Raw genomic sequence first — 21,092 nt, 5'->3', positions numbered from 1 at the left:
ATCGGGGCGACCCTCCGCCTTGCGATCGCACGCACCAGACGCCGCCAGGCCTGCCCTTCGGGCAGACGACGCTACTTTCGAAACACGCCCTAGTGGGACGTGCCCGCGGTCGCCGGGGGCAGTTCCACGGCCACGCCCGGGTCGCCCGCGTCCGCCGTGTAGTCCCGCGGGCTGGTCTCGTCCACGCCCTCGGGGGCCTTGGCCGCCCGCAGGGCGAAGGTGAGGACCACGGTCACGACGACGTTCAGGACGAACGCCGTCAGGCCGATGTAGCCGATCTCCCCGATGCCGGGGATCTCCTTCGACGAGCCGCCGAAGTGCTTCTGCGTCGGCGAGGCCACGCCGTACGCGGCGACCGTGCCGTAGACCATGCCGACCGCCCAGCCGGCCAGCAGCGCCCAGCGGTGGAACCAGCGGGTGAACAGGCCGCCGACCAGGGCCGGGAAGGTCTGCAGGATCCAGATGCCGCCCAGCAGCTGGAAGTTGATGGCGACCGTCTTGTCCATGGTGAGGACGAAGACCAGCGCGCCCACCTTCACCAGGAGCGACACCAGCTTGGAGACCTTGGTCTCCTGCTCCGGGGTGGCGTCCGGTTTGATGAAGTCCTTGTAGACGTTGCGGGTGAAGAGATTCGCGGCCGCGATCGACATGATCGCCGCCGGGACGAGCGCGCCGATGCCGATCGCCGCGAAGGCCACGCCCGCGAACCAGTCCGGGAACATGTTCTCGAACAGCTGGGGGATCGCCAGCTGTCCGTTGGTGACCTTCACCCCGGCCGCGATCGCCATGAAGCCCAGCAGGGCCAGCAGACCGAGCATCAGGGAGTACAGCGGCAGGATCGTGGTGTTGCGGCGGATCACCTCTCGGCTCTTGGAGGAGAGCGTCGCGGTGATCGAGTGCGGGTACATGAAGAGGGCCAGCGCGGAGCCGAGGGCCAGCGTGGCGTACGTCCACTGCCCGGCCGGGGCCGGGACCAGACCGCCCGCTCCCGCGTCGGCGTACTTCGCGCTCGCCTTGGTGAAGATCTCGTCGAACCCGCCGAGCTTGATGGGGATGTAGATGATCGCCACCGCGATGACGATGTAGATCAGCGTGTCCTTCACGAACGCGATCAGCGCGGGGGCGCGCAGGCCGGACGAGTAGGTGTACGCGGCCAGCACGCCGAACGCGATCAGCAGCGGCAGGTCCTTCACGAACCAGTTGGTGTTCTCGCCGCCGCCCACACCCATGACGTCGAGGACCGCCTGGATACCGACCAGCTGGAGCGCGATGTACGGCATCGTCGCGAGGATCCCGGTGAGCGCCACCGCCAGCGACAGGCCCTTCGAGCCCCAGCGCCCGCGCACGAAGTCCGAGGTCGTCACGTACCCGTGCTTGTGGGAGACCGACCACAGGCGGGGCAGGAACGTGAAGATCAGTGGGTACACCAGGATCGTGTAGGGCACCGCGAAGAAGCCGGCCGCGCCCGCCGCGTAGACCGCCGCGGGTACGGCGACGAAGGTGTACGCCGTGTAGAGGTCGCCGCCGAGCAGGAACCAGGTGATCCAGGTGCCGAACGACCGGCCGCCCAGGCCCCATTCGTCGAGGCTGTGTTCGTTCTCGGCCTTGCGCCAGCGCGCCGCCAGGAAGCCCACGGCCGTCACGGCCAGGAAGAAGAAGATGAAGACGGCGAGGGCCACGCCGTTCACGCCGTCCTTCACTTCGCCGCACCGCCCTTCGCGGTGCCGCGGGCGCGCTGGTCACGCTGCCACAGTTGGTACGCCACCATCGTGAGCGCGGTCGACAGCAGCACCCACAGCATCTGGTACCAGTAGAAGAAGGGGATCCCGATGAACGCCGGATCCACCTTCGCGTACGAACCCACCCACAGCATCGCCACGAAGGGCGCGAGCAGGCACAGGGCGATGACGACGCGCACAGGCGTCACCATCGGCTCCCCGGTCACTTCCGGGGTGTCGGGGGTGTCTGACATCGGCGGCTCCGTCCCCTCACTGATCGCCTTGATCTTTTGTTGTAATGCGCAGGCAATGTAAGTGACGGGTAAGCGCAGCGGAAGACCCTCCGCAGACTCTCTACTCGGGTCCCTCTACTCGGTGGGCCGCTTCAGCCGTGCCACGAACTTGTAGCGGTCGCCCCGGTACACCGACCGCACCCACTCCACCGGCTGGCCGTCCTTGTCCAGCGAGTGCCGGGAGAGCATCAGCATCGGCAGACCGACGTCGGTGCCGAGCAGGCCGGCCTCGCGCGGGGTGGCGAGCGAGGTCTCGATGGTCTCCTCGGCCTCGGCGAGATGGACGTCGTACACCTCGGCGAGGGCGGTGTAGAGGGACGTGTACTTGACCAGCGACCGGCGCAGGGCCGGGAAGCGCTTGGCGCTCAGATGGGTCGTCTCGATCGCCATCGGCTCGGCGTTGGCCATCCGCAGGCGCTCGATGCGCAGTACGCGTCCGCCGGCGGTGATGTCGAGCAGGCCGGCGAGGGTGTCGTCGGCGGTGATGTAGCCGACGTCCAGGAGTTGCGAGGTGGGTTCGAGGCCCTGGGCGCGCATGTCCTCGGTGTACGAGGTGAGCTGGAGCGCCTGGGAGACCTTCGGCTTGGCGACGAACGTGCCCTTGCCCTGGATGCGTTCCAGCCGGCCTTCGACGACGAGTTCCTGGAGGGCCTGGCGGACGGTCGTGCGCGAGGTGTCGAACTCGGCGGCGAGCGTGCGTTCCGGCGGTACCGGCGTGCCCGGCGCCTGAGTCTCCGTCATGTCGAGCAGGTGCTTCTTCAGGCGGTAGTACTTGGGCACGCGCGCGGTACGGACGGTCGCCCCACCCTCGTTCTCCGCACTGCTGACGTCGGTGCTCATGGCCTGCCTTCCCGGCTCGGATGCGGGTCACATCGTGGCACGGAGACGTCGCTCGGTGCCCCGGTGTTCCGTGATCCCCTCTGTATACCGTCGCAACTGTTGCTGGTCTAGTCCAACCTGGCAAGTGGTCTACCGGACCCGCGGCTTCCGGCATTGATGTTTTCGACGGTTTCTTACTTAAAGGTTCCTGCATATATAGGTCACATAACGGCTGGTCAAAGCGGTTTCAACCACTCTTGACAGGCTTATTGGTCTGAGCCAAGCTCTGCGCACTGGTCTACACCATTGGTCCAGGCCCGGCCCCACGTGCACCGCGGGGAGGCAGGGGGGTTTGTGGCATCCCTGAGGAGGGTGGCGTGAAGCGCAAGCTGATAGCCGCGATCGGTATCGCGGGCATCATGGTGTCCATCGCGGCGTGCGGAGACAACAAGGGCAGCGGGGACTCGAAGGGTTCCGAGGCGAAGGAACTGACGGTCTGGCTGACCGTCGACGCCCAGAACAACTGGCCCCAGCTGGTGAAGGCGGCCGACGCCGCACTGGTGAAGAAGCACCCCGGTCTGAAGATCACCCACGAGTACTACGGCTGGCCGGACAAGAACGCCAAGCTCGACGCCGTCCTCGCCACCGACAAGGTGCCGGACGTGGTCGAGATGGGCAACACCGAGATGCTCGGCTACATGGTCAAGGGCGCCTTCGCCCCCTTGGACGCCTCGAAGTTCACCAACTCCTCCGCCTGGCTCGACGGCCTCAAGGCCTCGGTGACCTACGACGGCAAGACCTACGGCGTCCCGTACTACGCCGGCGGCCGCGTGGGCAACTGGCGCAAGGACCTGTTCGCCTCGGTCGGCGTGAAGTCCACCCCCAAGACCTACGCCGAGCTGACCGCGGCCCTCGACAAGGTCCAGAAGAAGGAGGGCGACAAGTTCTCCGCCTGGTACCAGCCCACCCGTGACTGGTACGCGGCCATGTCCTTCGTCTACGACGCCGGCGGCTCGATCGCCGTCGAGTCCGGCGGTCAGTGGAAGGGCAACCTCTCCTCGCCCGAGTCCATCAAGGGCCTGAACGAGTTCAAGACCGTCATCGGCAAGTACATGCACGGCGACAAGACCAAGGACGAGTCCGACCGGTACATCGTCTACGGCCAGGGCAAGTCCGGCATGATCTTCGGCGCGGCCTGGGAGGGCGCGACCGCCGCGGCGAAGGAGAACGACAAGACCGGCAAGCTCGCCGACAACCTCGAGAACTTCGTGATGCCCGGCCCGTCCGGCAAGAACATGCCGGTCTTCCTGGGCGGATCCGACCTCGCCGTCCCGGTGAAGTCGGACGCGCAGGACCTCGCCGCCGAGTGGATCAACGCGTTCACCGGCCCCTCCGGTCAGAAGGGCCTGATGGCCAAGGGCAACCTGCCGAACAACAAGACCGACCTCGCGACCCTCAAGAGCGACCCGGCGACGGCCGTCCCGGCCACCGCGGCCGAGTCCAACTGGTTCGTCCCGATGGCGCCCGGCTGGGGCCAGGTCGAGAAGGCCCAGGTCCTGCAGAACATGCTGCAGAGCATCGGCACCGGCAAGAAGTCGGTCGAGGACGCCGCGAAGGAAGCGGACGCCGCGATCGACAAGGTCATCAACACCAAGTGACCTGAAGGCGGGGCCCCGCCCACCGGCTTTGCCACAGGGCGGGGCCCCGCCTCCCGTACGACCCGAGGGACCGCTGAGGAGCGCGCGGATGAGTGCCGCAGACACGACCACCCCTGCCAAGACGCCGCCCACGCGGCCGGCACCCCCACCGCCGCCCGCCGCACCCGGCGGCCGGCCACGCGCGAGACGTTCGTCCGCCGGAACCCCCTGGCTGCTGCTCGCGCCCTGCCTGCTGATCCTCGGCCTGGTCATGGGCTATCCGCTGGTCCGCCTGGTCACCCTCTCCTTCCAGAAGTTCGGCCAGTCCCAGCTGTGGGGCTTCCAGCCGGCCGAGTCCGTCGGCTTCGACAACTTCTCGGGAGTGCTGGGGGACGGGGAGTTCTGGCAGGTCGTCGTCCGCACCATCGTCTTCGCGGCCGGCTGCGTGATCCTCACCATGGTCCTCGGCATGCTGGTCGCCCTGCTGCTCCAGCGGGTCTCCGGCTGGGTGAAGATCCTCATCAACATCGCGCTCGTGGCCAGCTGGGGCATGCCGGTCGTCGTCGCCACCACCGTCTTCAAGTGGCTGTTCGACTCCGACTACGGCATCCTCAACGCGGTCCTGAGCAAGCTGCCCGGCGTCGAACTGGTCGGCCACAACTGGTTCGCGAGCGGACCGCAGGGCCTGGCCGTCATCATGCTGCTGGTGATCTGGGGCGCGGTCCCCTTCGTGGTCATCACCCTCAGCGCCGGCCTCACCCAGGTCCCGGCCGAACTGGAGGAGGCCGCCCGCCTCGACGGCGCCGGCTCCTGGGGCGTCTTCCGGTACGTCACCCTGCCCATCCTCAAGCCGATCATCGTGATGCTCACGACCCTTTCGGTGATCTGGGACATGGGCGTCTTCCCGCAGGTCTTCGTGATGCGGGGCGGCCACCCGGAGCCCGAGTTCCAGCTGCTGACGACGTACTCCTACGACCGCGCCTTCGTCGTCAACGACTACGGGCAGGGCTCGGCGATCGCCCTGATCACCGTGCTGCTGCTGCTCGGTGTGGTCGCCGTCTACATGCGTCAGATGCTGAAGATCGGAGAGGTCGAATGAGCAGCGTGAGTACGGTTTCCGCTCCGAGGCGGACGAAGCTCGGCTGGAACCTCCTCGGTCTCCTCGTCTTCCTCGTCGTCGGCTTCCCCGTCTACTGGATGCTCAACACGGCGTTCAAGCCGGCGAAGGACGCGATCGACCCGGACCCGAGCCTGCTGCCGACCGGTTTCACCCTCGCCAACTTCAGCCGCGCGCTGGACATCGCCGACTTCTGGGGTCCGGTCGGCCGCAGCCTGATCGTCTCCCTCGCGGTCGTCGTGATCGGCATCGTCGTCGGCATGCTGGCCGCCCTCGCCATCTCCCGGTTCGTCTTCCGCGGCCGCAAGATCGTGATCGTGGGCATCCTCGCGGTCCAGATGGTCCCGCTGGTCGCCATGATCATCCCGGTCTTCCTGCTCCTGAACGACCTGGACCAGTACGACAAGCTCTCCGGCCTGATCATCACCTACCTGACTTTCATCCTCCCGTTCACGGTGTGGACCCTGCGCGGCTTCATCGTCAACATCCCGAGGGAGCTGGAGGAGGCGGCGATGGTCGACGGCTGTTCCCGCACCGGGGCCTTCGTCCGGGTCGTCTTCCCGCTCCTCGCTCCGGGGATGGTCGCCACCTCGGTCTACGGCTTCATCCAGGCCTGGAACGAGTACCTGTACGCCCTGATGCTGATGAGCCAGAAGAACCAGACCGCGACCGTCTGGCTCGGCAACTTCACCACCAAGCACGGCACCGAGTACGCCCCGATGATGGCCGGCGCCACGATGATGGCCGTGCCGATCGTCGCCCTGTTCCTCCTCGTCCAGCGCAAGATGGCCGCGGGTCTGACCGCGGGCGCCGTGAAGGGATGACGCCCCCGATGACGACAATCGCCCCCAGCACGGACACGCTCACGCGTGACGCGCTCACGGTCCTCCAGCCCGGCTTCCCCGGCACCACCGCCCCCGACTGGCTGCTGCGCCGCCTCGGCGAGGGCCTGGCCTCGGTCGGCCTGTTCGGCCGCAACATCACCTCCGCAGCGCAACTCTCCTCCCTCACCGCGCAGTTGCGCGCCGAGCGGGACGACGTCCTGGTCGCGATCGACGAGGAGGGCGGAGACGTCACCCGCCTGGAGGTGCGCACCGGCTCCAGCTTCCCCGGCAACCACGCCCTCGGCGCGGTGGACGACGCGGACCTCACCCGGGACGTGGCGTACGAGCTCGGCCGCCGCCTGCGCGAGTGCGGGGTGAACCTCAACTGGGCACCGTCGGCGGACGTGAACTCCAACCCGGCGAACCCGGTCATCGGCGTCCGCTCCTTCGGCGCCGACCCCGGCCTGGTCGCCCGGCACACCGCCGCCTACGTCACCGGTATGCAGGCGGCGGGCGTGGCGGCCTGCACCAAGCACTTCCCGGGCCACGGCGACACCGCCGTCGACTCCCACCACGCGCTCCCGCGCATCGACGCCCCGGCCGCGGTCCTGGCGGAGCGCGAGCTGATCCCCTTCCGCGCGGCCATCGGCGCCGGCAGCAGGGCGATCATGAGTGCGCACATCCTGGTCCCGGCCCTGGACGCGGCCCATCCGGCGACGCTCTCCCGCCCCATCCTCACGGACCTTCTCCGCCGAGACCTCGGCTACGAGGGCCTGATCGTCACCGACGGCATCGAGATGCAGGCCGTCGCCGCGGTGTACGGCATCGAGCGGGGCAGTGTCCTCGCGATCGCCGCGGGCGCGGACGCCATCTGCGTGGGCGGCGGCCTCAACGATGACGAAACGATTCGCTCACTGCGCGACGCCCTGGTGACGGCCGTCCGCACCGGCGAACTCCCGGAGGAACGCCTCGCGGACGCGGCCCGGCGCGTACGGGAACTGGCCGCCTGGACGGCGACGGATCCCACCGGCACCGGCGAGCGGGTCGACCCGGACATCGGCCTGGCCGCCGCCCGCCGCGCCCTCCGGGTCACCGGCGCGGACACCTTCGCCCCGCTCACCGAGGCCCCCTACGTCGCGGCCTTCACGCCCGTCGCCAACATCGCCGTCGGCCCCGAGACCCCGTGGGGTGTGGCCGCCGAGCTGGCCCGGCTGCTGCCCGGAACGCAGACCGGCAGCTTCGCGGGCGCGGACGCGGGGCGGGCGGCGCTGGCCGCCGCGGGGGACCGGCGGATCGTCGCCGTGGTCCGTGACGAGCACCGGCATCCCTGGATGGCGGCGGCTCTTGACACCTTCCTGGCGGCCCGTCCGGACACGATCGTGGTCGAGATGGGCGTCCCCCAGGCGGTGTCCCGCGGAGCCCTGCACATCGCGACGCACGGCGCGGCCCGCGTCTGCGGCCGCGCGGCGGCGGAGATCATCGCGGGCAAGTAGCCCGCACGACGCGAAAGGCGCCGGTCCCTTCGGGGAGACCGGCGCCTTTGTCGTCGTACGGAGCCGTGGGCAGGGAGCCGTAGGCAGGTGGTCGTACGGAAAGGATCTGGTTTCTAGTGCCGCGGCACTAGATGCCCTGCCACTCCGGCTTGTTGGCGTACGTGTGCCGGAAGTACTCCGCGAGCTTCAGCTTGGACGCGGCGGCCTCGTCCACGACGACCGTGGCGTGCGGGTGGAGCTGGAGCGCGGAGGCGGGGCACACCGCGGCGACGGGCCCCTCGACGGTCGCCGCGACCGCGTCCGCCTTGCCCTCGCCGGTGGCGAGCAGCACCAGATGCCGCGCCTCCAGGATCGTGCCGATGCCCTGAGTGATGACGTGGTGCGGAACCTGCTCGATGTCCCCGTCGAAGAACCGCGCGTTGTCCACCCGGGTCTGCTCGGTCAACGTCTTGATGCGGGTCCGCGAGCGCAGCGACGAGCACGGCTCGTTGAACCCGATGTGTCCGTCGGTGCCGATGCCGAGCAACTGGAGGTCCACTCCGCCGGCCGCGGCGAGTGCCGCGTCGTACGCCTCGGACGCCGCCCGTATGTCCTCTGCCGTGCCGTCGGGTCCGAGGAACGAATCCATGCCGATGCCCAGCGGCTCGAGCACCTCGCGCCGCAGCACCGAGCGATAGGACTCGGGGTGCGCCGCGGGCAGCCCCACGTATTCGTCGAGCTGGGCGATGCGGGCGCGCGAGGTGTCCACCTCACCGGCGCGCACCCTGGCCGCCAGTGCCTGGTAGATGGGCAGGGGAGTGGAGCCGGTGGCCACACCGATCAGGGCGTCGGGCTTGCTTCGCAGGAGCCCCGCCATGGCCTCGGCGATGAGCTCGCCACCCGATTTGGCGTCCGGAACGATGACAACTTCCACGCTGGCCTACCGTTCTGCGCTGTGTGACGTTCTGTGCTGTGTGGTTTAGACCAATCTAACAGAGCTCGGTGAAATTGCCCCCCGCATCTCACTCCGTGGAGGAACCCGCAGCGGCTAGGCTTCGTTATGAACGGTGGGGCATGGACACGCCTTGTGGTCTAGTCCACAATGGATCGTGCGAGAACACCGCGAGAAAACTTCCGTCTTCCCCGCACAGGAAGGCGGACCGAGGGTCCGGAGCTCTCTGCCCTGACTGCCCCGGCTCCTCACCGATCGGCCGACGGGACCGCACACCCCGCGGCCGAGATTGCTCCGGGCTGCGGTGCCGGGAGGGTTGAGGGTCCCTCCCAGGCGCCGCGGCCCGCGGGTGTTTTTCGGACACCTCCCCCTGCCCGGGTACGCTCGCAGCGTGCCCTCCATGAACGAACTCGTACGCCAGCACACCGCACTCGACGACTCCGACCTCGAGTGGCTCCACCTGCTGGTCTCGGAGTGGCAGCTGCTCTCCGACCTCTCCTTCGCCGACCTGGTCCTGTGGGTCCCCACCAGCGACGGCACCCGCTACGTCTCCGTGGCCCAGATGCGCCCCAACACCGGCCCGACCTCCTACCAGGACGACATGGTCGGCCACCTCGTCCCGCGCGGCCGCCGCCCGCTCCTCGACGCCGCCCTCGACGAGGGCCGGATCGTGCGCGAGGGCGACCCGGAGTGGCGCGAAGAGGTCCCCGTCCGCGTGGAGTCCATCCCCGTACGGCGCGAGGGCCGCGTCCTCGGTGTCATCGCCCGCAACACCAACCTCCTCACCGTGCGCACCCCGAGCCGGCTGGAGCTGACCTACCTCCAGAGCGCCTCCGACCTCGCGCAGATGATCGCGGCCGGATCCTTTCCCTTCCCGAACCAGCAGATGGACATGGACGCCGCCCCGCGCGTCGGCGACGGCCTGATCCGCGTCGACGGCGACGGCATCGTCCAGTACGCCTCCCCGAACGCGCTCTCCGCCTACCATCGCCTCGGTCTCGCCTCCGACCTGGTCGGCCACCACCTCGGCCACACCACCGCCGAACTCGCCCCCACCCGGGGTCCGGTGGACGAGGCGCTCGCCAAGGTCGCCAGCGGCTGGGCGCCCCGCGAGTTCGAGATCGAGGCCAAGGACGGGGTCATCCAGTTCCGTACGATCCCGCTCAAGCCCAAGGGCACCCGGATCGGTTCACTCGTCCTGCTCCGGGACGTCACCGAACTGCGCCGCCGCGAGCGCGAGTTGATCACCAAGGACGCCACCATCCGGGAGATCCACCACCGGGTGAAGAACAACCTCCAGACGGTCGCCGCGCTGCTCCGCCTCCAGGCCCGCCGCATCGAGTCCGAGCGCGGCCGGGAGGCCCTGGAGGAGGCGGTCCGCCGGGTCGGCTCGATCGCCATCGTGCATGAGACGCTGTCTCAGAACCTGGACGAGCGCGTGGAGTTCGACGAGATCGCCGACCGCGTCCTCGCGATGGTCGCGGAGATCTCGCCGGGCAAGGTCGCCGGCCGGCGCAGCGGACGCTTCGGCATCCTGGACGCGGAGGTCGCCACCCCGCTCTCCATGGTCCTCACCGAGATCCTCCAGAACGCCCTGGAGCACGGCTTCCGGGAGGGCGACACCGGCACGGTCGAGGTCACGGCGGTGCGCGGTGGTACCACGAAGGAGGCGCGGCTGCTGGTCACCGTCCAGGACGACGGGGTGGGCCTGCCCGAGGGCTTCGACCCGCACACCTCGGGAAACCTCGGCCTGCAGATCGTGCGGACGCTGGTCGAGGGCGAGTTGGGCGGAACCTTCGACATGGTTCCGGCGCCGCAGCGCGGTACGCAGGTGATCCTGGACATCCCGGTGCCGGCGCAGAAGTAGCACCGCAGAAGTGGGAACGCCGAAGTAAGACCCGGGTGAGGCCCTGTCGGCACAGCAAGAAGCCCCGGACCGTTCAGGGGTCCGGGGCTCGAATGCTCGTTGCCAGCGATTAGCTGCGCATCGGGGGTACTGCGCGCTGCGGCTCGGGGGCGGGAGATGCGTACTCGCTGTACGCGCCGCCAAGCTCAGGCTGTTTGCGGGGCGGGTGTTGTCAGGCGGAGGCCTGACGGGCCCGGTTGCGGGCGGCGCGGCGCTTCATGGCACGGCGCTCGTCCTCGCTGAGACCACCCCAGACGCCGGAGTCCTGGCCGGACTCGAGCGCCCACTGCAGACACTGATCCATGACGGGGCAGCGACGGCAGACGGCCTTGGCTTCCTCGATCTGCAGCAGCGCAGGACCGGTGTTGCCGATGGGGAAGAAGAGCTCGGGGTCTTCCTCGCGGCAAACGGCGTTGTGACGCCAGTCCATGGCTGCTACCTCTCCTTGGTATTACATGCAGATTGCTTGTGAATGTGAACGCTTTCACGAATCCCTCAACAAGTGAAGGGCCAAGTCGCCAGACTCGCCGGCGTGGTCCTGTGGATTGAAGAGGGGTTCTGGTGATCAGTGGAGGCCGGTCTTGCGGGCCGTCCCGATCGCCACGTAGAGACTCGCAAACCTCAGCGACGGATACAACCCCTACCGGAAAGTTTTTTTTGATTCCTCGGTGTCGACTAGGTCACAGCCGTACTTCCATGGGGTGGATCCTGGCCTAAACGTTCGAGTGAAAGGACTTCAGCCCTTTCTGCTCACACAATCACACGCAGTGCACGGCGTACGCCTGTGAACGTCACGCTCGTACGCAGCCCGAGGTGGTCGCCGTCCATCTGGAGGGGCAGGGGGACCTTCGAATGCAAGGTGAACTGGTCCAGGTCATGGAAGGAGTGCACGTGCTTGCCGTGCGGGCCCCGCTCCGGGGACGAAGTGAGCAACTGGGTGCCATACCGGGCAACCGCGGCGGTGGACAGACGGCTGAGACCGAGTACGTCGAGGCCGGTATCGAACGAGGCCTTAGGCGACGCGTACACCGGGCGATTGCCCAGATAGGTCCACGGAGCCGTGTTGCAGACTATGGACAGCACCAAATCGGTCACCGGATCCTGGCCCGGCCGCTCCAGGGTGATCGATCCGTGCCGGCGGTCCGACTCGCCCAGCAACTGGCGCACGGCCTGCCGGAGATAGAGGGCGTGGGTGGACTTCCGGCCCCGCTCCCGGTGCTGTTCGACCCGGCCGACGACCCCCGCGTCGAAACCGAGCCCGGCGTTGAAGGTGAACCAGCGCGACCGCACCGATTCGTCCTCCGTGCCCGGGGTGCCGGCGGCGAGACCCAGGCCGACGGTGCGCTCGCGTCTCTCGCGCAGGGCGTCCAGGAGGGCGCCGGTGGCCTCCACGGGATCGTTGGGCAGACCGAGGGCGCGGGCGAAGACGTTGGTGGACCCGCCGGGAACCACCGCCAGACCGGGCAGCCGCTCCGGCTCGGGGCCGGCGTGCAACAGGCCGTTGACCACCTCGTTGACCGTGCCGTCCCCGCCGAGGGCCACCACCAGGTCCACGTTTCCGCTGTCCGCCGCCTGTCTGCCCAGGTCGCGCGCGTGCCCGCGGTACTCGGTGGTGACGGCCTCCAGCTTCATCTCGCTGGCGAGCGCGTGGATGAGGACGTCGCGCGTCCGTGCACTGGTGGTGGTTGCCGCCGGGTTGACCACAAGGAGTGCACGCATGGGTTGCAGCGTACCTACTGGGTGGTACCCGGGCACAGGCCGAGGTGGGGAACCGGTAAGAGATCGGACGTGAGCCTCGACACGGGCCCCGGGACGTGCGGAGCTACCCTTCAGGGGTGAGCAGTGAGCAGAGCCCCCTCGCCCCGGAAACCACCGCCCCGGACACCGCGGGCCCGCGGCCGCGAAGGCTGACGTACGCCGCCGCGCTCGTCGGCCTGGAGGGGCTGGCGCTGCTCGTCGGCGGGGTGTGGATCCTGCTCCTGGGGATCACCGGCGACCCGGACGACCGTCAGCAGGCCGTCACCGGAGGCGTGACCCTCATGGTGCTCGCGCTGCTGCCGCTGCTGGCCGCGCGCGGGCTGCTGGGGCAGCGCGGCTGGAGCCGGGGGCCCGCCGTCATCACCCAGCTCATGGCACTGCCGGTCGCCTACAACCTGCTCCAGGCCGACAGCATGGCGATCCCGGCGGGCATCGCCCTCGCGGCCGTCGCCGTCGCCGCGCTCGTCCTGCTCGTCAACGGGGAGACGACCCGGGCCCTCGGGATCCGGGGGCCCGGCAACGCGCAGAAGTAGTCCCGGGCGGGCTACTCCTCGACGAGGAGCTTCTCCCGCAGCTGGGCCAGTGTCCTGGCCAGCAGCCGGGACACGTGCATCTGGGAGATCCCGACCTCCTGCGCGATCTGCGACTGGGTCATGTTGCCGAAGAAGCGCAGCAGCAGGATCCGCTTCTCGCGCGGCGGGAGATCCTCCAGGAGCGGCTTGAGCGACTCCCGGTACTCGACGCCCTCCAGCGCCTCGTCCTCCGCACCCAGGGTGTCGGCGACCGCCGGCGATTCGTCGTCGGTGTCGGGGACGTCCAGGGACAGCGTGGAGTACGCGTTGGCCGACTCCAGGCCCTCCAGGACCTCTTCCTCCGAGATGGCCAGCTTCTCGGCCAGCTCGTGGACCGTGGGGGAGCGGCCGTGCTGCTGCGAGAGCTCCGCGGTCGCCGTGGTGAGCGCGAGGCGCAGCTCCTGGAGCCTGCGCGGGACGCGCACCGCCCAGCCCTTGTCCCGGAAGTGCCGCTTGATCTCGCCGACGACCGTCGGGGTCGCGTACGTCGAGAACTCGACGCCGCGGTCCGGGTCGAAGCGGTCGACCGACTTGATCAGGCCGATGGTGGCGACCTGTGTGAGGTCGTCCAGCGGCTCGCCGCGGTTGCGGAAGCGGCGCGCCAGGTGCTCGACGAGCGGCAGGTGCATCCGGACCAGCTTGTTGCGCAGCTCCGCGTACTCGGGGCTGCCGTCCCTCAGTCCGCGCAGCTCGACGAACATCGCCCGCGCCCCGCTACGGTCGCTGTGGTCCCGCACCTCGTGCTGATTCCGGGGTGCTGGCTGGGCCCGGAGTTCTTGCTGGTCACGGGGTTCGTGCTGCGTGCCGGGCACGCTGTGTTCGTCGTCTCGCTCGTGCTCGCTCATCGTCCCGCCCGTCGCCCTCTGTCGAGCCCTGTCCTCAGCCCGGCCGGGGGAGCCCCCGATCCGCCCCTCCCGGGGCGAGTCCTGCACGGCATCCAGGTCCCGCCGCCCGGTGTCATCCTCCGGATGCGGCCGGGCCTGCTCGGGAATGCCGTCGATACCGTCCGCCGTCATGCGTCGGGAACCGCCCGGAGAGACAGAGTTCTTCTCGGCCGGCAGCTCCCGTGTGCCGCGCTCTTCGTCCCGCACCGGCCCGTCCCCGTTCCTCACGCCGGCCCGGGTCCCGCGCCGCGCTGTTTGTAGAGGCTGATCGAAACGGTTTTGTCCTCGTCGACGGCGGAGGAGACCTTGCCCGCGAGGGCGGACAGCACGGTCCAGGCGAAGGTGTCCCGTGAAGGGGCGTGGCCGTCGGTGGTCGGCGCCGAGACGGTGACCTCGAGCGAGTCGTCGACGAGTCGGAAGACACAACTGAGCACCGAGCCGGGCACGGCCTGCTGAAGCAGGATCGCGCAGGCCTCGTCCACCGCGATGCGCAGGTCCTCGATCTCGTCCAGGGTGAAGTCCAAACGGGCTGCGAGGCCGGCCGTGGCCGTCCGCAGCACCGACAGGTAGGCACCCGCAGCCGGCAGCCGGACTTCCACGAAGTCCTGGGTCGCGGGCTCGCCTGCGATCTGGGACACCCTCACCTCCAAGGTGGTACAAGCTTTTCGGGGCCGAGGGTCGCCCCCCGGGGTAACGCGTCTGTGGTGCAGCGGTGACGCTATCGCGCTCTCGACTTTTCTGTCCCCGGGACCCCAACCCCTTGCGTCACTCACAGTAAAGCTGTGAACACGCTCCGTGTCTAGGGGTCTGCGGGCCCAAAAGGGAAGAGGGCGCGCCGGGTTGACGTACCCAGGCGTCAGATGGTCGAACCGTACCCGCAGGACGGCCGGACCGTCTCGGTAGTAGAACGTCCGTACCTCCTCAGAAGTTCACACCAGGACATGATCGACAAAGCACCAGCGCCAGTTCTCGCCCGGTTCGAAGGTCCGCATCACGGGATGACCGGTGTCCCGGTGGTGCGCCGCCGCGTGCCGGCTCGGCGAGGAGTCGCAGCAGCCCACGTGGCCACACGTCAGGCACAACCGCAGCTGCACCGGGTGGGTGCCGTCCCGCAGGCACTCCGGACACGTCTCGCCGAGCGGGACGGGTTCCGGATCTGGCAGCGCGTCGGCGTGCGTGCACTGTTTCATGATTGCCACATTACGACGGGTGTGCGGACGACCGCGCGGAAAAACGAGGCGACGAGACATGGACGTGATGCCACTGCTGTTGCTGGTGGCGGGCAGTGCGGCGATCGCGGCGGCGGCCCGGCGCACCCCGGTGCCGGCCCCCCTGCTGCTGGTCGCGGCCGGCCTGGCGGTGTCGTACGTGCCCGGGGTCCCGGACTACACCCTGGAACCGGACGTCGTCCTGCCGCTGCTGCTGCCCCCGCTGCTGTACACCTCGGCCACCGACAGCTCCTACCTGGACCTGCGCGCCCAGCTGCGGCCTGTGGCGCTGCTGTCGGTCGGGTACGTGCTGTTCTCGACGCTCGTCGTCGGCTGGGCGGCCTACCTGCTCGTGCCCGGGCTGCCGCTGACCGCGGCACTCGTGCTGGGCGCGGTGGTGGCGCCGCCGGACGCGGTCGCGGCGACCGCGGTGGCCCGCCGGGTCGGCCTGCCGTCGCGGATCACCACCATCCTCCAGGGCGAGTCCCTGCTGAACGACGCCACCGCGATCACCGCCTACAAGGTGGCCCTCGCGGTCGTCGTCGGCGAGGGCGCGTCCTGGGCGGGCGGCATCGAGGAGTTCCTGGTCGCGGCGGTCGGCGGGGTGGCCACGGGCCTGATCCTCATGGCCCCGCTGCACTGGCTGCGCACCCACCTGAAGGAGCCCCTCCTCCAGAACACGCTCTCCCTGCTGATCCCGTTCGTCGCGTACGCGACGGCCGAACAGTTCCACGCCTCCGGCGTCCTCGCCGTGGTCGTCGTCGCGCTCTACCTCGGCCACCGCGCCTGGGAGGTCGACTTCGCCACCCGTCTCCAGGAGGACGCGGTGTGGAAGATGGTCGCCTTCGTCCTGGAGTCCGCCGTCTTCGCCCTGATCGGCCTCCAGCTGCCGGTGGTCCTCAAGGGCCTCGGCGCGTACGAGGGTGTGGACGCCGCCTGGTACGCGCTCGCCGTCTTCCTCGTGGTCGTCGCGGCCCGCTTCCTCTGGGTGTACCCGGCGACCTTCCTGCCCCGGATCGTCTCGGCACGCATCCGCGCGCGTGAGGAGAACCCGACCTGGCGGGGCCCCTTCGTCGTCGCCTGGGCCGGGATGCGCGGTGTGGTCTCGCTGGCCATCGCCTTCTCCATCCCGCTCACCGTGGAGGGGCACGAGCCGTTCCCGCACCGCAACCTGATCCTCTTCCTGACCTTCACCACGGTCATCGGCACCCTGGTCGTCCAGGGCCTGACCCTGCCCCCGCTGATCCGCCTGCTGAAGTTCCCCGGCCCCGACGCGCAGGCCGCCACCCTCGCCGAGGCCAACGCCCAGGCGCAGGCCTCCCGGGTCGCCGAGGAACGCCTGGACGCCCTCCTCGCCGACGAACGCAACGCCCTGCCCCCACCGCTCGCCGACCGGCTGCGCCAGGTCCTGGAGCGTCGCCGCAACGCCGTCTGGGAACGCCTCGGCCAGGCCAACCCGGTCACCGGCGAGACCGTCGACGACACCTACCGCCGGCTCTCCCGCGAGATGATCGGCGAGGAGCGCGCGATGTTCGTGCGTCTGCGCGACGCCCGCCACATCGACGACGAGATGCTGCGCACACTGCTGCGCCGCCTGGACCTGGAGGAGGCGGCGGCCTACCGGGAGGCGGGCTGAGGCGGATCACGGGAAAGGACGTCCGGTGACCACGGCCGCGACCGTCGTCCCGCGCGGGAAGGCCCCCTCCTCGGCGAGGGCGACAAGTCCGTAGAGCAACTTGGCGACATAGAGACGCTCGACCGGCAGCCCGTGTCGGCGCTCGAAGTCCTCCGCGAACGCGTCGAGTTCGGGCGGGACCCGGGCGTACCCGCCGAAGTGGAAGCGTTCGTCGAGCCGCCACTCGCCCCGCCGGCCTCCGAACGCCTCCTCCTGCAGGGCCCGTATCTCCTCGCCCAGGAAGCCCCCCTTGAGGACCGGTATGCCCAGTGCCCGCTGCCCGGGGCCGAGCCCGGCGGCCAGGCCCGCGAGGGTGCCGCCGGTACCGCAGGCCAGGGCGGCCACGTCGACACCGCCGTGCCCGCGCAGCTCCTCGCCGAGCGACCGGCAGCCGCGGACGGCGAGCGTGTTGCTGCCGCCCTCGGGGACGACGTACGCGTTCTCGGCGGCCGCGCTCCGCAGGACGGCCGCGAGGGTGTCCGGGTCGGCCTTGCGGCGGTAGGTCGCGCGGTCGACGAAGTGCAGGCGCATGCCGTCGGCCGCGCACCGGGCCAGCGACGGGTTCAGGGGCCGGCCGGCCAGCTCGTCGCCGCGCACCACGCCCACCGTCGGCAGGTCCAGCAGCCGTCCGGCGGCCGCCGTGGCGCGCAGATGGTTGGAGTAGGCGCCGCCGAAGGTGAGGACCGTCCGGCCGCCCGCCGCCTCCAGGTTGGGCACCAGCTTGCGCCACTTGTTGCCCGTCAGCCGTGGATGGATCAGGTCGTCCCGCTTCAGCAGCAGCCGTATTCCGTGCCGCTCGAACCGGTCGTCGGCCGCTTCCCGGAGGGGGGAGGGCAGGCGGGGGCGCAGGTCGTTCATCGGATCATTGTCGAACGCCGGTCGCGGGAACGCCCCTCTGCCCAGCCCGCGATGATCCATTCCCGCTCTTTCGGGTAATAGCACGAGCACACACCGTGATGGAAGGCTTGCTCGCGTACCAGTGCACCGGCGCATGTCGGCGCCCGTGCATATTTCGGGAGGGCATCACTCATGTCGGTAGGCGAAGAGGTCCGCACGCAGTCGGGCAAGCCGCAGCAGAGTCTCGGCACCGCGGCCGCGCGGAACCTGGCCACCACGACCAAGTCCGCGCCCCAGATGCAGGAGATCAGCTCCCGCTGGCTGCTGCGAACCCTGCCCTGGGTGGACGTACAGGGCGGTACCTACCGGGTCAACAGGCGGCTGACGTACGCGGTCGGGGACGGTCGCATCACGTTCGTCAAGACCGGCGACAGCGTCGAGGTGATCCCGGCCGAGCTGGGCGAACTGCCCGCGCTGCGCTCCTACGAGGACGAGGAGGTGCTCGCCGAACTCGCCCGGCGCTGCCGGCAGCGCGAGTTCGCCGCGGGCGAGGTCATCGCCTCCTTCGGCAACCAGACCGACGAGGTCTATCTGCTGGCCCACGGCCGGGTCGAGAAGGTCGGCACCGGCCCCTACGGCGACGACCAGGTGCTCGGGGTCCTCGCCGACGGCGCCTACTTCGGCGACCAGGCGCTGCTCGACGCCGACGCCATCTGGGAGTACACCGCCCGCTCGGCCACGGCGGCGACCGTGCTGGTCCTGGCCCGCCAGGACCTCGAGCAGATCGCCGAGCGCTCCGACACCCTGCGCGAGCACCTCCAGCGGCTGCGCGCCGTCCCCGAGCAGCGCACCAACAAGTACGGCGAGAAGGCCGTCGACCTGGCCGCGGGCCACGCCGGCGAGCCGGACATCCCGCACACCTTCGTGGACTACGACGCGCGCCCGCGCGAGTACGAACTGAGCATCGCCCAGACCGTCCTGCGCATCCACTCGCGCGTGGCCGACCTCTACAACCAGCCCATGAACCAGACCGAGCAGCAGCTGCGGCTGACGGTCGAGGCGATCAAGGAGCGCCAGGAGCACGAGCTGGTCAACAACCGGGAGTTCGGGCTGCTCCACAACTGCGAGTACGACCAGCGGCTCCAGCCGCACGACGGCGTGCCCGGCCCCGACGACCTGGACGAGCTGCTCAGCAGGCGGCGCGGCACCAAGATGCTCCTCGCCCACCCGCGCGCGATCTCCGCGATCGGCCGCGAGCTGAACAAGCGCGGGCTGGTCCCCGAGAGCATCGAAGTCGGCGGCAACCGGATCCCCACCTGGCGCGGGGTGCCGATCTACCCGTGCAACAAGATCCCGGTCACCGAGGCCCGCACCAGCTCGATCATCGCGATGCGTCTCGGCGAGCAGGACCAGGGCGTCATCGGCCTGCGCCAGTCCGGCATCCCGGACGAGATCGAGCCGAGCCTGTCCGTGCGGTTCATGGGCATCAACGAACAGGCCGTCATCAACTACCTCGTGACCGCCTACTACTCGGCGGCGGTCCTGGTGCCGGACGCGCTGGGCGTGCTGGAGAACGTCGAGATCGGCCGCTGGCGGTGACCTCCGCCACCAGGCCGCAGGGGACGCGCGAAAGGCGGAGGCCGATTCCTGGCCGTACGGGGAGCGGGGCCGGGGCGCCCGACGGGCAGGAGGCGACGGTGATCCTGGAGCGCACCAGGGCCTGCGTCGACCCCGAACTGCGGGCCGCGGTCGACTCGTTGCCCGCCTCGATGCGCCGGATCGCGCGGTACCACTTCGGCTGGGAGCACGCGGACGGCACCCCGGCCGCGGGCAACGCGGGAAAGGCGATCCGTCCCGCGCTCGTCCTCGCCGCGGCCGCCGCGCTCGGCGGCCCGGCGGCGCGCGGGGCGGCCGTCCGGGCGGCCGCGGCGGTCGAACTGATCCACAACTTCACGCTGTTGCACGACGACGTGATGGACCGGGACACCACCCGCCGGCACCGCCCCACCGCCTGGACCGTGTTCGGCGACGCCGACGCGATCCTCGCCGGGGACGCCCTCCAGGCGCTGGCCCTCGGCATACTCGCCGCCGACCCGCACCCGGCGTCCGCGGCGGCCGCCGCCCGGGTCGCGGCCTGTGTGATCGAACTCTGTGAGGGACAGCAGGCCGACACCGCCCTGGAGAAACGCGGCCCCGCCGAGGTCACCCTCGACGAGGTGCTCGTGATGGCGGAGGCGAAGACCGGCGCCCTCATCGGGTGCGCGTGCGCGGTCGGCGGGCTGTACGCGGGCGCGGAGCGGGGACGGGTCGACGCGCTGGACGCGTTCGGCCGCGAGTCCGGGCTCGCCTTCCAGCTCATCGACGACGTCATCGGCATATGGGGCGATCCACGGCACACCGGCAAGCCGGCCGGCGCGGATCTCGCCGCCCGCAAGAAGTCGCTGCCGGTGGTCGCCGCCCTCTCCTCCGGCACCCCCGCCGCTGGGGAACTCGCCGAGCTGTACGGGAGGCCGTTCGCACCGGACGATCTGGACCGCACCGCGCTGGCCGTCGAGCGGGCCGGCGGCCGCGCCTGGGCCCAGGACCAGGCGGCCGACCGGATGTCCCGCGCGATGGACGAACTGGCCCGGGCGATCCCGGACCCCGAGTCGGCGGGCGGCCTGCTGTCCCTGGCGGAGTTCGTGACCCGGCGCAGCAACTGAGCGCCGCACCGGGAGGAACCGGCGGGCGGGTCCCGCGCATCCCCACGGTGCGCGGGGCCGGACCTTGTACACGTCCTCCGTACCGGGGGGAGCGCTCACGGCCCGGCCGCCCTACTCTGATGCCATGGACAGAGAACAGCGTGTCTGTCCCGTCTGTGGGCAGCCCGTACAGTCCGTCGTCCGGCGTCACAAGACCCTGGGCGCCTGGGTGCCGCGCTGGGGCCCGGGCCCCTGCCACAACCCCGACTGCGAGGCCCATGTCGAGGAGAGCACCCCCGTGCGGTCCAAGCCCAAGGAGAGCGCCCCCGCGCGGGCCGGGGAGGAGCCGGGCGCCCGATCGGAGCCCAGTGGCACCGGCTAGCGTGATCCCATGACCGAAGCCCTCCAGCACGTCCTGCACATCACCGAAGGCCCGCTCTGGGCGGCGGCCCGCGAAGAGGGCGCCTACGCGTGGTCCACCCGCGGCCGCACCCTCGAGCAGGAGGGCTTCATCCACTGCTCCACCCGCGCCCAGCTCCCCAGGATCGCCGCCTTCCTCTACGGCTCCTACGACGGGCCCGACGACCTGGTCGTCCTCGTCGTCGACCCCGCCCGCCTCGACGTACCGCTGAAGTACGAGGCCGTGGAGCCCGGTGGCGAGGAGTTCCCGCACGTGTACGGGCCGATCCCGGTGGACGCCGTGGTGGGGGTGGAGCCCTGGCGGCCGTGACCGCCGTCG

21 protein-coding genes are annotated in these 21,092 nt (G+C 70.1%); 11 read left to right on the top strand and 10 right to left on the bottom strand.

Annotated features, from left to right (window positions below):
• Positions 1-89: 89 nt before the first annotated feature.
• The 3 genes from mctP to ABT057_RS19635 form a co-directional block, all read right to left on the bottom strand.
• The gene (gene mctP / locus ABT057_RS19645) at positions 90-1,700 is read right to left on the bottom strand and encodes a monocarboxylate uptake permease MctP (protein ID WP_352344328.1); all 1,611 of its coding nucleotides are present in this window, start codon (positions 1,698-1,700) and stop codon (positions 90-92) included.
• Positions 1,697-1,930 carry a DUF3311 domain-containing protein gene (locus ABT057_RS19640; protein WP_502973943.1) on the bottom strand — a complete coding sequence of 78 codons (234 nt, stop codon included), beginning with the start codon at positions 1,928-1,930 and terminating at the stop codon, positions 1,697-1,699. Before ABT057_RS19640 ends, mctP begins: the two co-directional genes overlap by 4 nt.
• A 156-nt stretch (positions 1,931-2,086) precedes the next feature.
• Entirely contained in the window at positions 2,087-2,851 is a 765-nt protein-coding gene (locus tag ABT057_RS19635; RefSeq protein WP_352344326.1) for a GntR family transcriptional regulator, read from the bottom strand.
• A 356-nt stretch (positions 2,852-3,207) separates the two neighbouring features.
• Between ABT057_RS19635 and ABT057_RS19630 the strand changes: the two genes are divergently transcribed.
• From ABT057_RS19630 to ABT057_RS19615, 4 genes are all read left to right on the top strand, one after another.
• Positions 3,208-4,488 (top strand): extracellular solute-binding protein, encoded by a 1,281-nt coding sequence (locus tag ABT057_RS19630; RefSeq protein WP_352344325.1) that lies wholly within the window; start codon positions 3,208-3,210, stop codon positions 4,486-4,488.
• Positions 4,489-4,576: 88 nt separating this feature from the next.
• Positions 4,577-5,566 (top strand): carbohydrate ABC transporter permease, encoded by a 990-nt coding sequence (locus ABT057_RS19625; protein ID WP_352344324.1) that lies wholly within the window; start codon positions 4,577-4,579, stop codon positions 5,564-5,566.
• Positions 5,563-6,408 carry a carbohydrate ABC transporter permease gene (locus ABT057_RS19620; RefSeq protein ID WP_352344323.1) on the top strand — a complete coding sequence of 282 codons (846 nt, stop codon included), beginning with the start codon at positions 5,563-5,565 and terminating at the stop codon, positions 6,406-6,408. The genes ABT057_RS19625 and ABT057_RS19620 overlap by 4 nt, the downstream gene beginning before the upstream one ends.
• A gap of 8 nt (positions 6,409-6,416) precedes the next feature.
• Complete coding sequence (locus ABT057_RS19615) at positions 6,417-7,901, top strand: glycoside hydrolase family 3 protein (protein WP_352344322.1); 1,485 nt, start codon at positions 6,417-6,419, stop codon at positions 7,899-7,901.
• Between the two features lie 127 nt (positions 7,902-8,028).
• Here ABT057_RS19615 and nagB read toward each other — a convergent pair whose 3' ends face one another.
• Positions 8,029-8,814, bottom strand: a complete 786-nt coding sequence (gene nagB, locus ABT057_RS19610; protein WP_352344321.1) for a glucosamine-6-phosphate deaminase — start codon at positions 8,812-8,814, stop codon at positions 8,029-8,031.
• 418 nt (positions 8,815-9,232) lie between these two features.
• Here nagB and ABT057_RS19605 point away from each other — a divergent pair, with 418 nt between their 5' ends.
• Positions 9,233-10,699, top strand: coding sequence for a sensor histidine kinase (locus ABT057_RS19605; RefSeq protein ID WP_352344340.1), 1,467 nt, complete (start codon positions 9,233-9,235; stop codon positions 10,697-10,699).
• A 211-nt stretch (positions 10,700-10,910) separates the two neighbouring features.
• Here ABT057_RS19605 and ABT057_RS19600 read toward each other — a convergent pair whose 3' ends face one another.
• On the bottom strand, positions 10,911-11,168 hold the full coding sequence (locus ABT057_RS19600; RefSeq protein WP_006142322.1) for a WhiB family transcriptional regulator: 258 nt from the start codon (positions 11,166-11,168) through the stop codon (positions 10,911-10,913).
• A 320-nt stretch (positions 11,169-11,488) separates the two neighbouring features.
• Positions 11,489-12,457, bottom strand: a complete 969-nt coding sequence (locus ABT057_RS19595; protein WP_352344320.1) for a diacylglycerol/lipid kinase family protein — start codon at positions 12,455-12,457, stop codon at positions 11,489-11,491.
• Between the two features lie 116 nt (positions 12,458-12,573).
• On the opposite strand from ABT057_RS19595, the gene ABT057_RS19590 reads away from it, so the two are divergent.
• Positions 12,574-13,029 (top strand): hypothetical protein, encoded by a 456-nt coding sequence (locus ABT057_RS19590; RefSeq protein WP_352344319.1) that lies wholly within the window; start codon positions 12,574-12,576, stop codon positions 13,027-13,029.
• 11 nt (positions 13,030-13,040) lie between these two features.
• Here ABT057_RS19590 and ABT057_RS19585 read toward each other — a convergent pair whose 3' ends face one another.
• From ABT057_RS19585 to ABT057_RS19575, 3 genes are all read right to left on the bottom strand, one after another.
• Positions 13,041-14,180: a SigB/SigF/SigG family RNA polymerase sigma factor gene (locus tag ABT057_RS19585; RefSeq protein WP_352344318.1), complete on the bottom strand. Its 1,140-nt coding sequence runs from the start codon at positions 14,178-14,180 to the stop codon at positions 13,041-13,043.
• The gene (locus tag ABT057_RS19580) at positions 14,177-14,590 is read right to left on the bottom strand and encodes an ATP-binding protein (protein WP_004925829.1); all 414 of its coding nucleotides are present in this window, start codon (positions 14,588-14,590) and stop codon (positions 14,177-14,179) included. The genes ABT057_RS19585 and ABT057_RS19580 overlap by 4 nt, the downstream gene beginning before the upstream one ends.
• Before the next feature lie 291 nt (positions 14,591-14,881).
• On the bottom strand, positions 14,882-15,142 hold the full coding sequence (locus ABT057_RS19575) for a UBP-type zinc finger domain-containing protein (protein ID WP_352344317.1): 261 nt from the start codon (positions 15,140-15,142) through the stop codon (positions 14,882-14,884).
• Positions 15,143-15,200: 58 nt separating this feature from the next.
• Here ABT057_RS19575 and ABT057_RS19570 point away from each other — a divergent pair, with 58 nt between their 5' ends.
• On the top strand, positions 15,201-16,796 hold the full coding sequence (locus tag ABT057_RS19570; RefSeq protein ID WP_352344316.1) for a Na+/H+ antiporter: 1,596 nt from the start codon (positions 15,201-15,203) through the stop codon (positions 16,794-16,796).
• A 6-nt stretch (positions 16,797-16,802) separates the two neighbouring features.
• On the opposite strand, the gene ABT057_RS19565 is transcribed toward ABT057_RS19570, so the two are convergent.
• Positions 16,803-17,693, bottom strand: coding sequence for a 1-aminocyclopropane-1-carboxylate deaminase/D-cysteine desulfhydrase (locus ABT057_RS19565; RefSeq protein ID WP_352344315.1), 891 nt, complete (start codon positions 17,691-17,693; stop codon positions 16,803-16,805).
• A 171-nt stretch (positions 17,694-17,864) separates the two neighbouring features.
• On the opposite strand from ABT057_RS19565, the gene ABT057_RS19560 reads away from it, so the two are divergent.
• The 4 genes from ABT057_RS19560 to ABT057_RS19545 all read left to right on the top strand — a co-directional run bounded on the left by ABT057_RS19560 (position 17,865) and on the right by ABT057_RS19545 (position 21,083).
• Complete coding sequence (locus ABT057_RS19560) at positions 17,865-19,271, top strand: family 2B encapsulin nanocompartment shell protein (protein ID WP_352344314.1); 1,407 nt, start codon at positions 17,865-17,867, stop codon at positions 19,269-19,271.
• Positions 19,272-19,315: 44 nt separating this feature from the next.
• Positions 19,316-20,374 carry a family 2 encapsulin nanocompartment cargo protein polyprenyl transferase gene (locus tag ABT057_RS19555; protein WP_352344339.1) on the top strand — a complete coding sequence of 353 codons (1,059 nt, stop codon included), beginning with the start codon at positions 19,316-19,318 and terminating at the stop codon, positions 20,372-20,374.
• Between the two features lie 124 nt (positions 20,375-20,498).
• Positions 20,499-20,735 (top strand): hypothetical protein, encoded by a 237-nt coding sequence (locus ABT057_RS19550; RefSeq protein ID WP_352344313.1) that lies wholly within the window; start codon positions 20,499-20,501, stop codon positions 20,733-20,735.
• 9 nt (positions 20,736-20,744) lie between these two features.
• Entirely contained in the window at positions 20,745-21,083 is a 339-nt protein-coding gene (locus ABT057_RS19545) for a DUF952 domain-containing protein (protein ID WP_352344312.1), read from the top strand.
• The last annotated feature ends 9 nt before the right edge of the window (positions 21,084-21,092 follow it).

The sequence above is a fragment of the Streptomyces sp. NPDC002588 genome (assembly GCF_040295925.1).
Lineage (GTDB): Bacteria > Actinomycetota > Actinomycetes > Streptomycetales > Streptomycetaceae > Streptomyces.
This window is presented reverse-complemented; position numbering and strand designations above follow the sequence as displayed.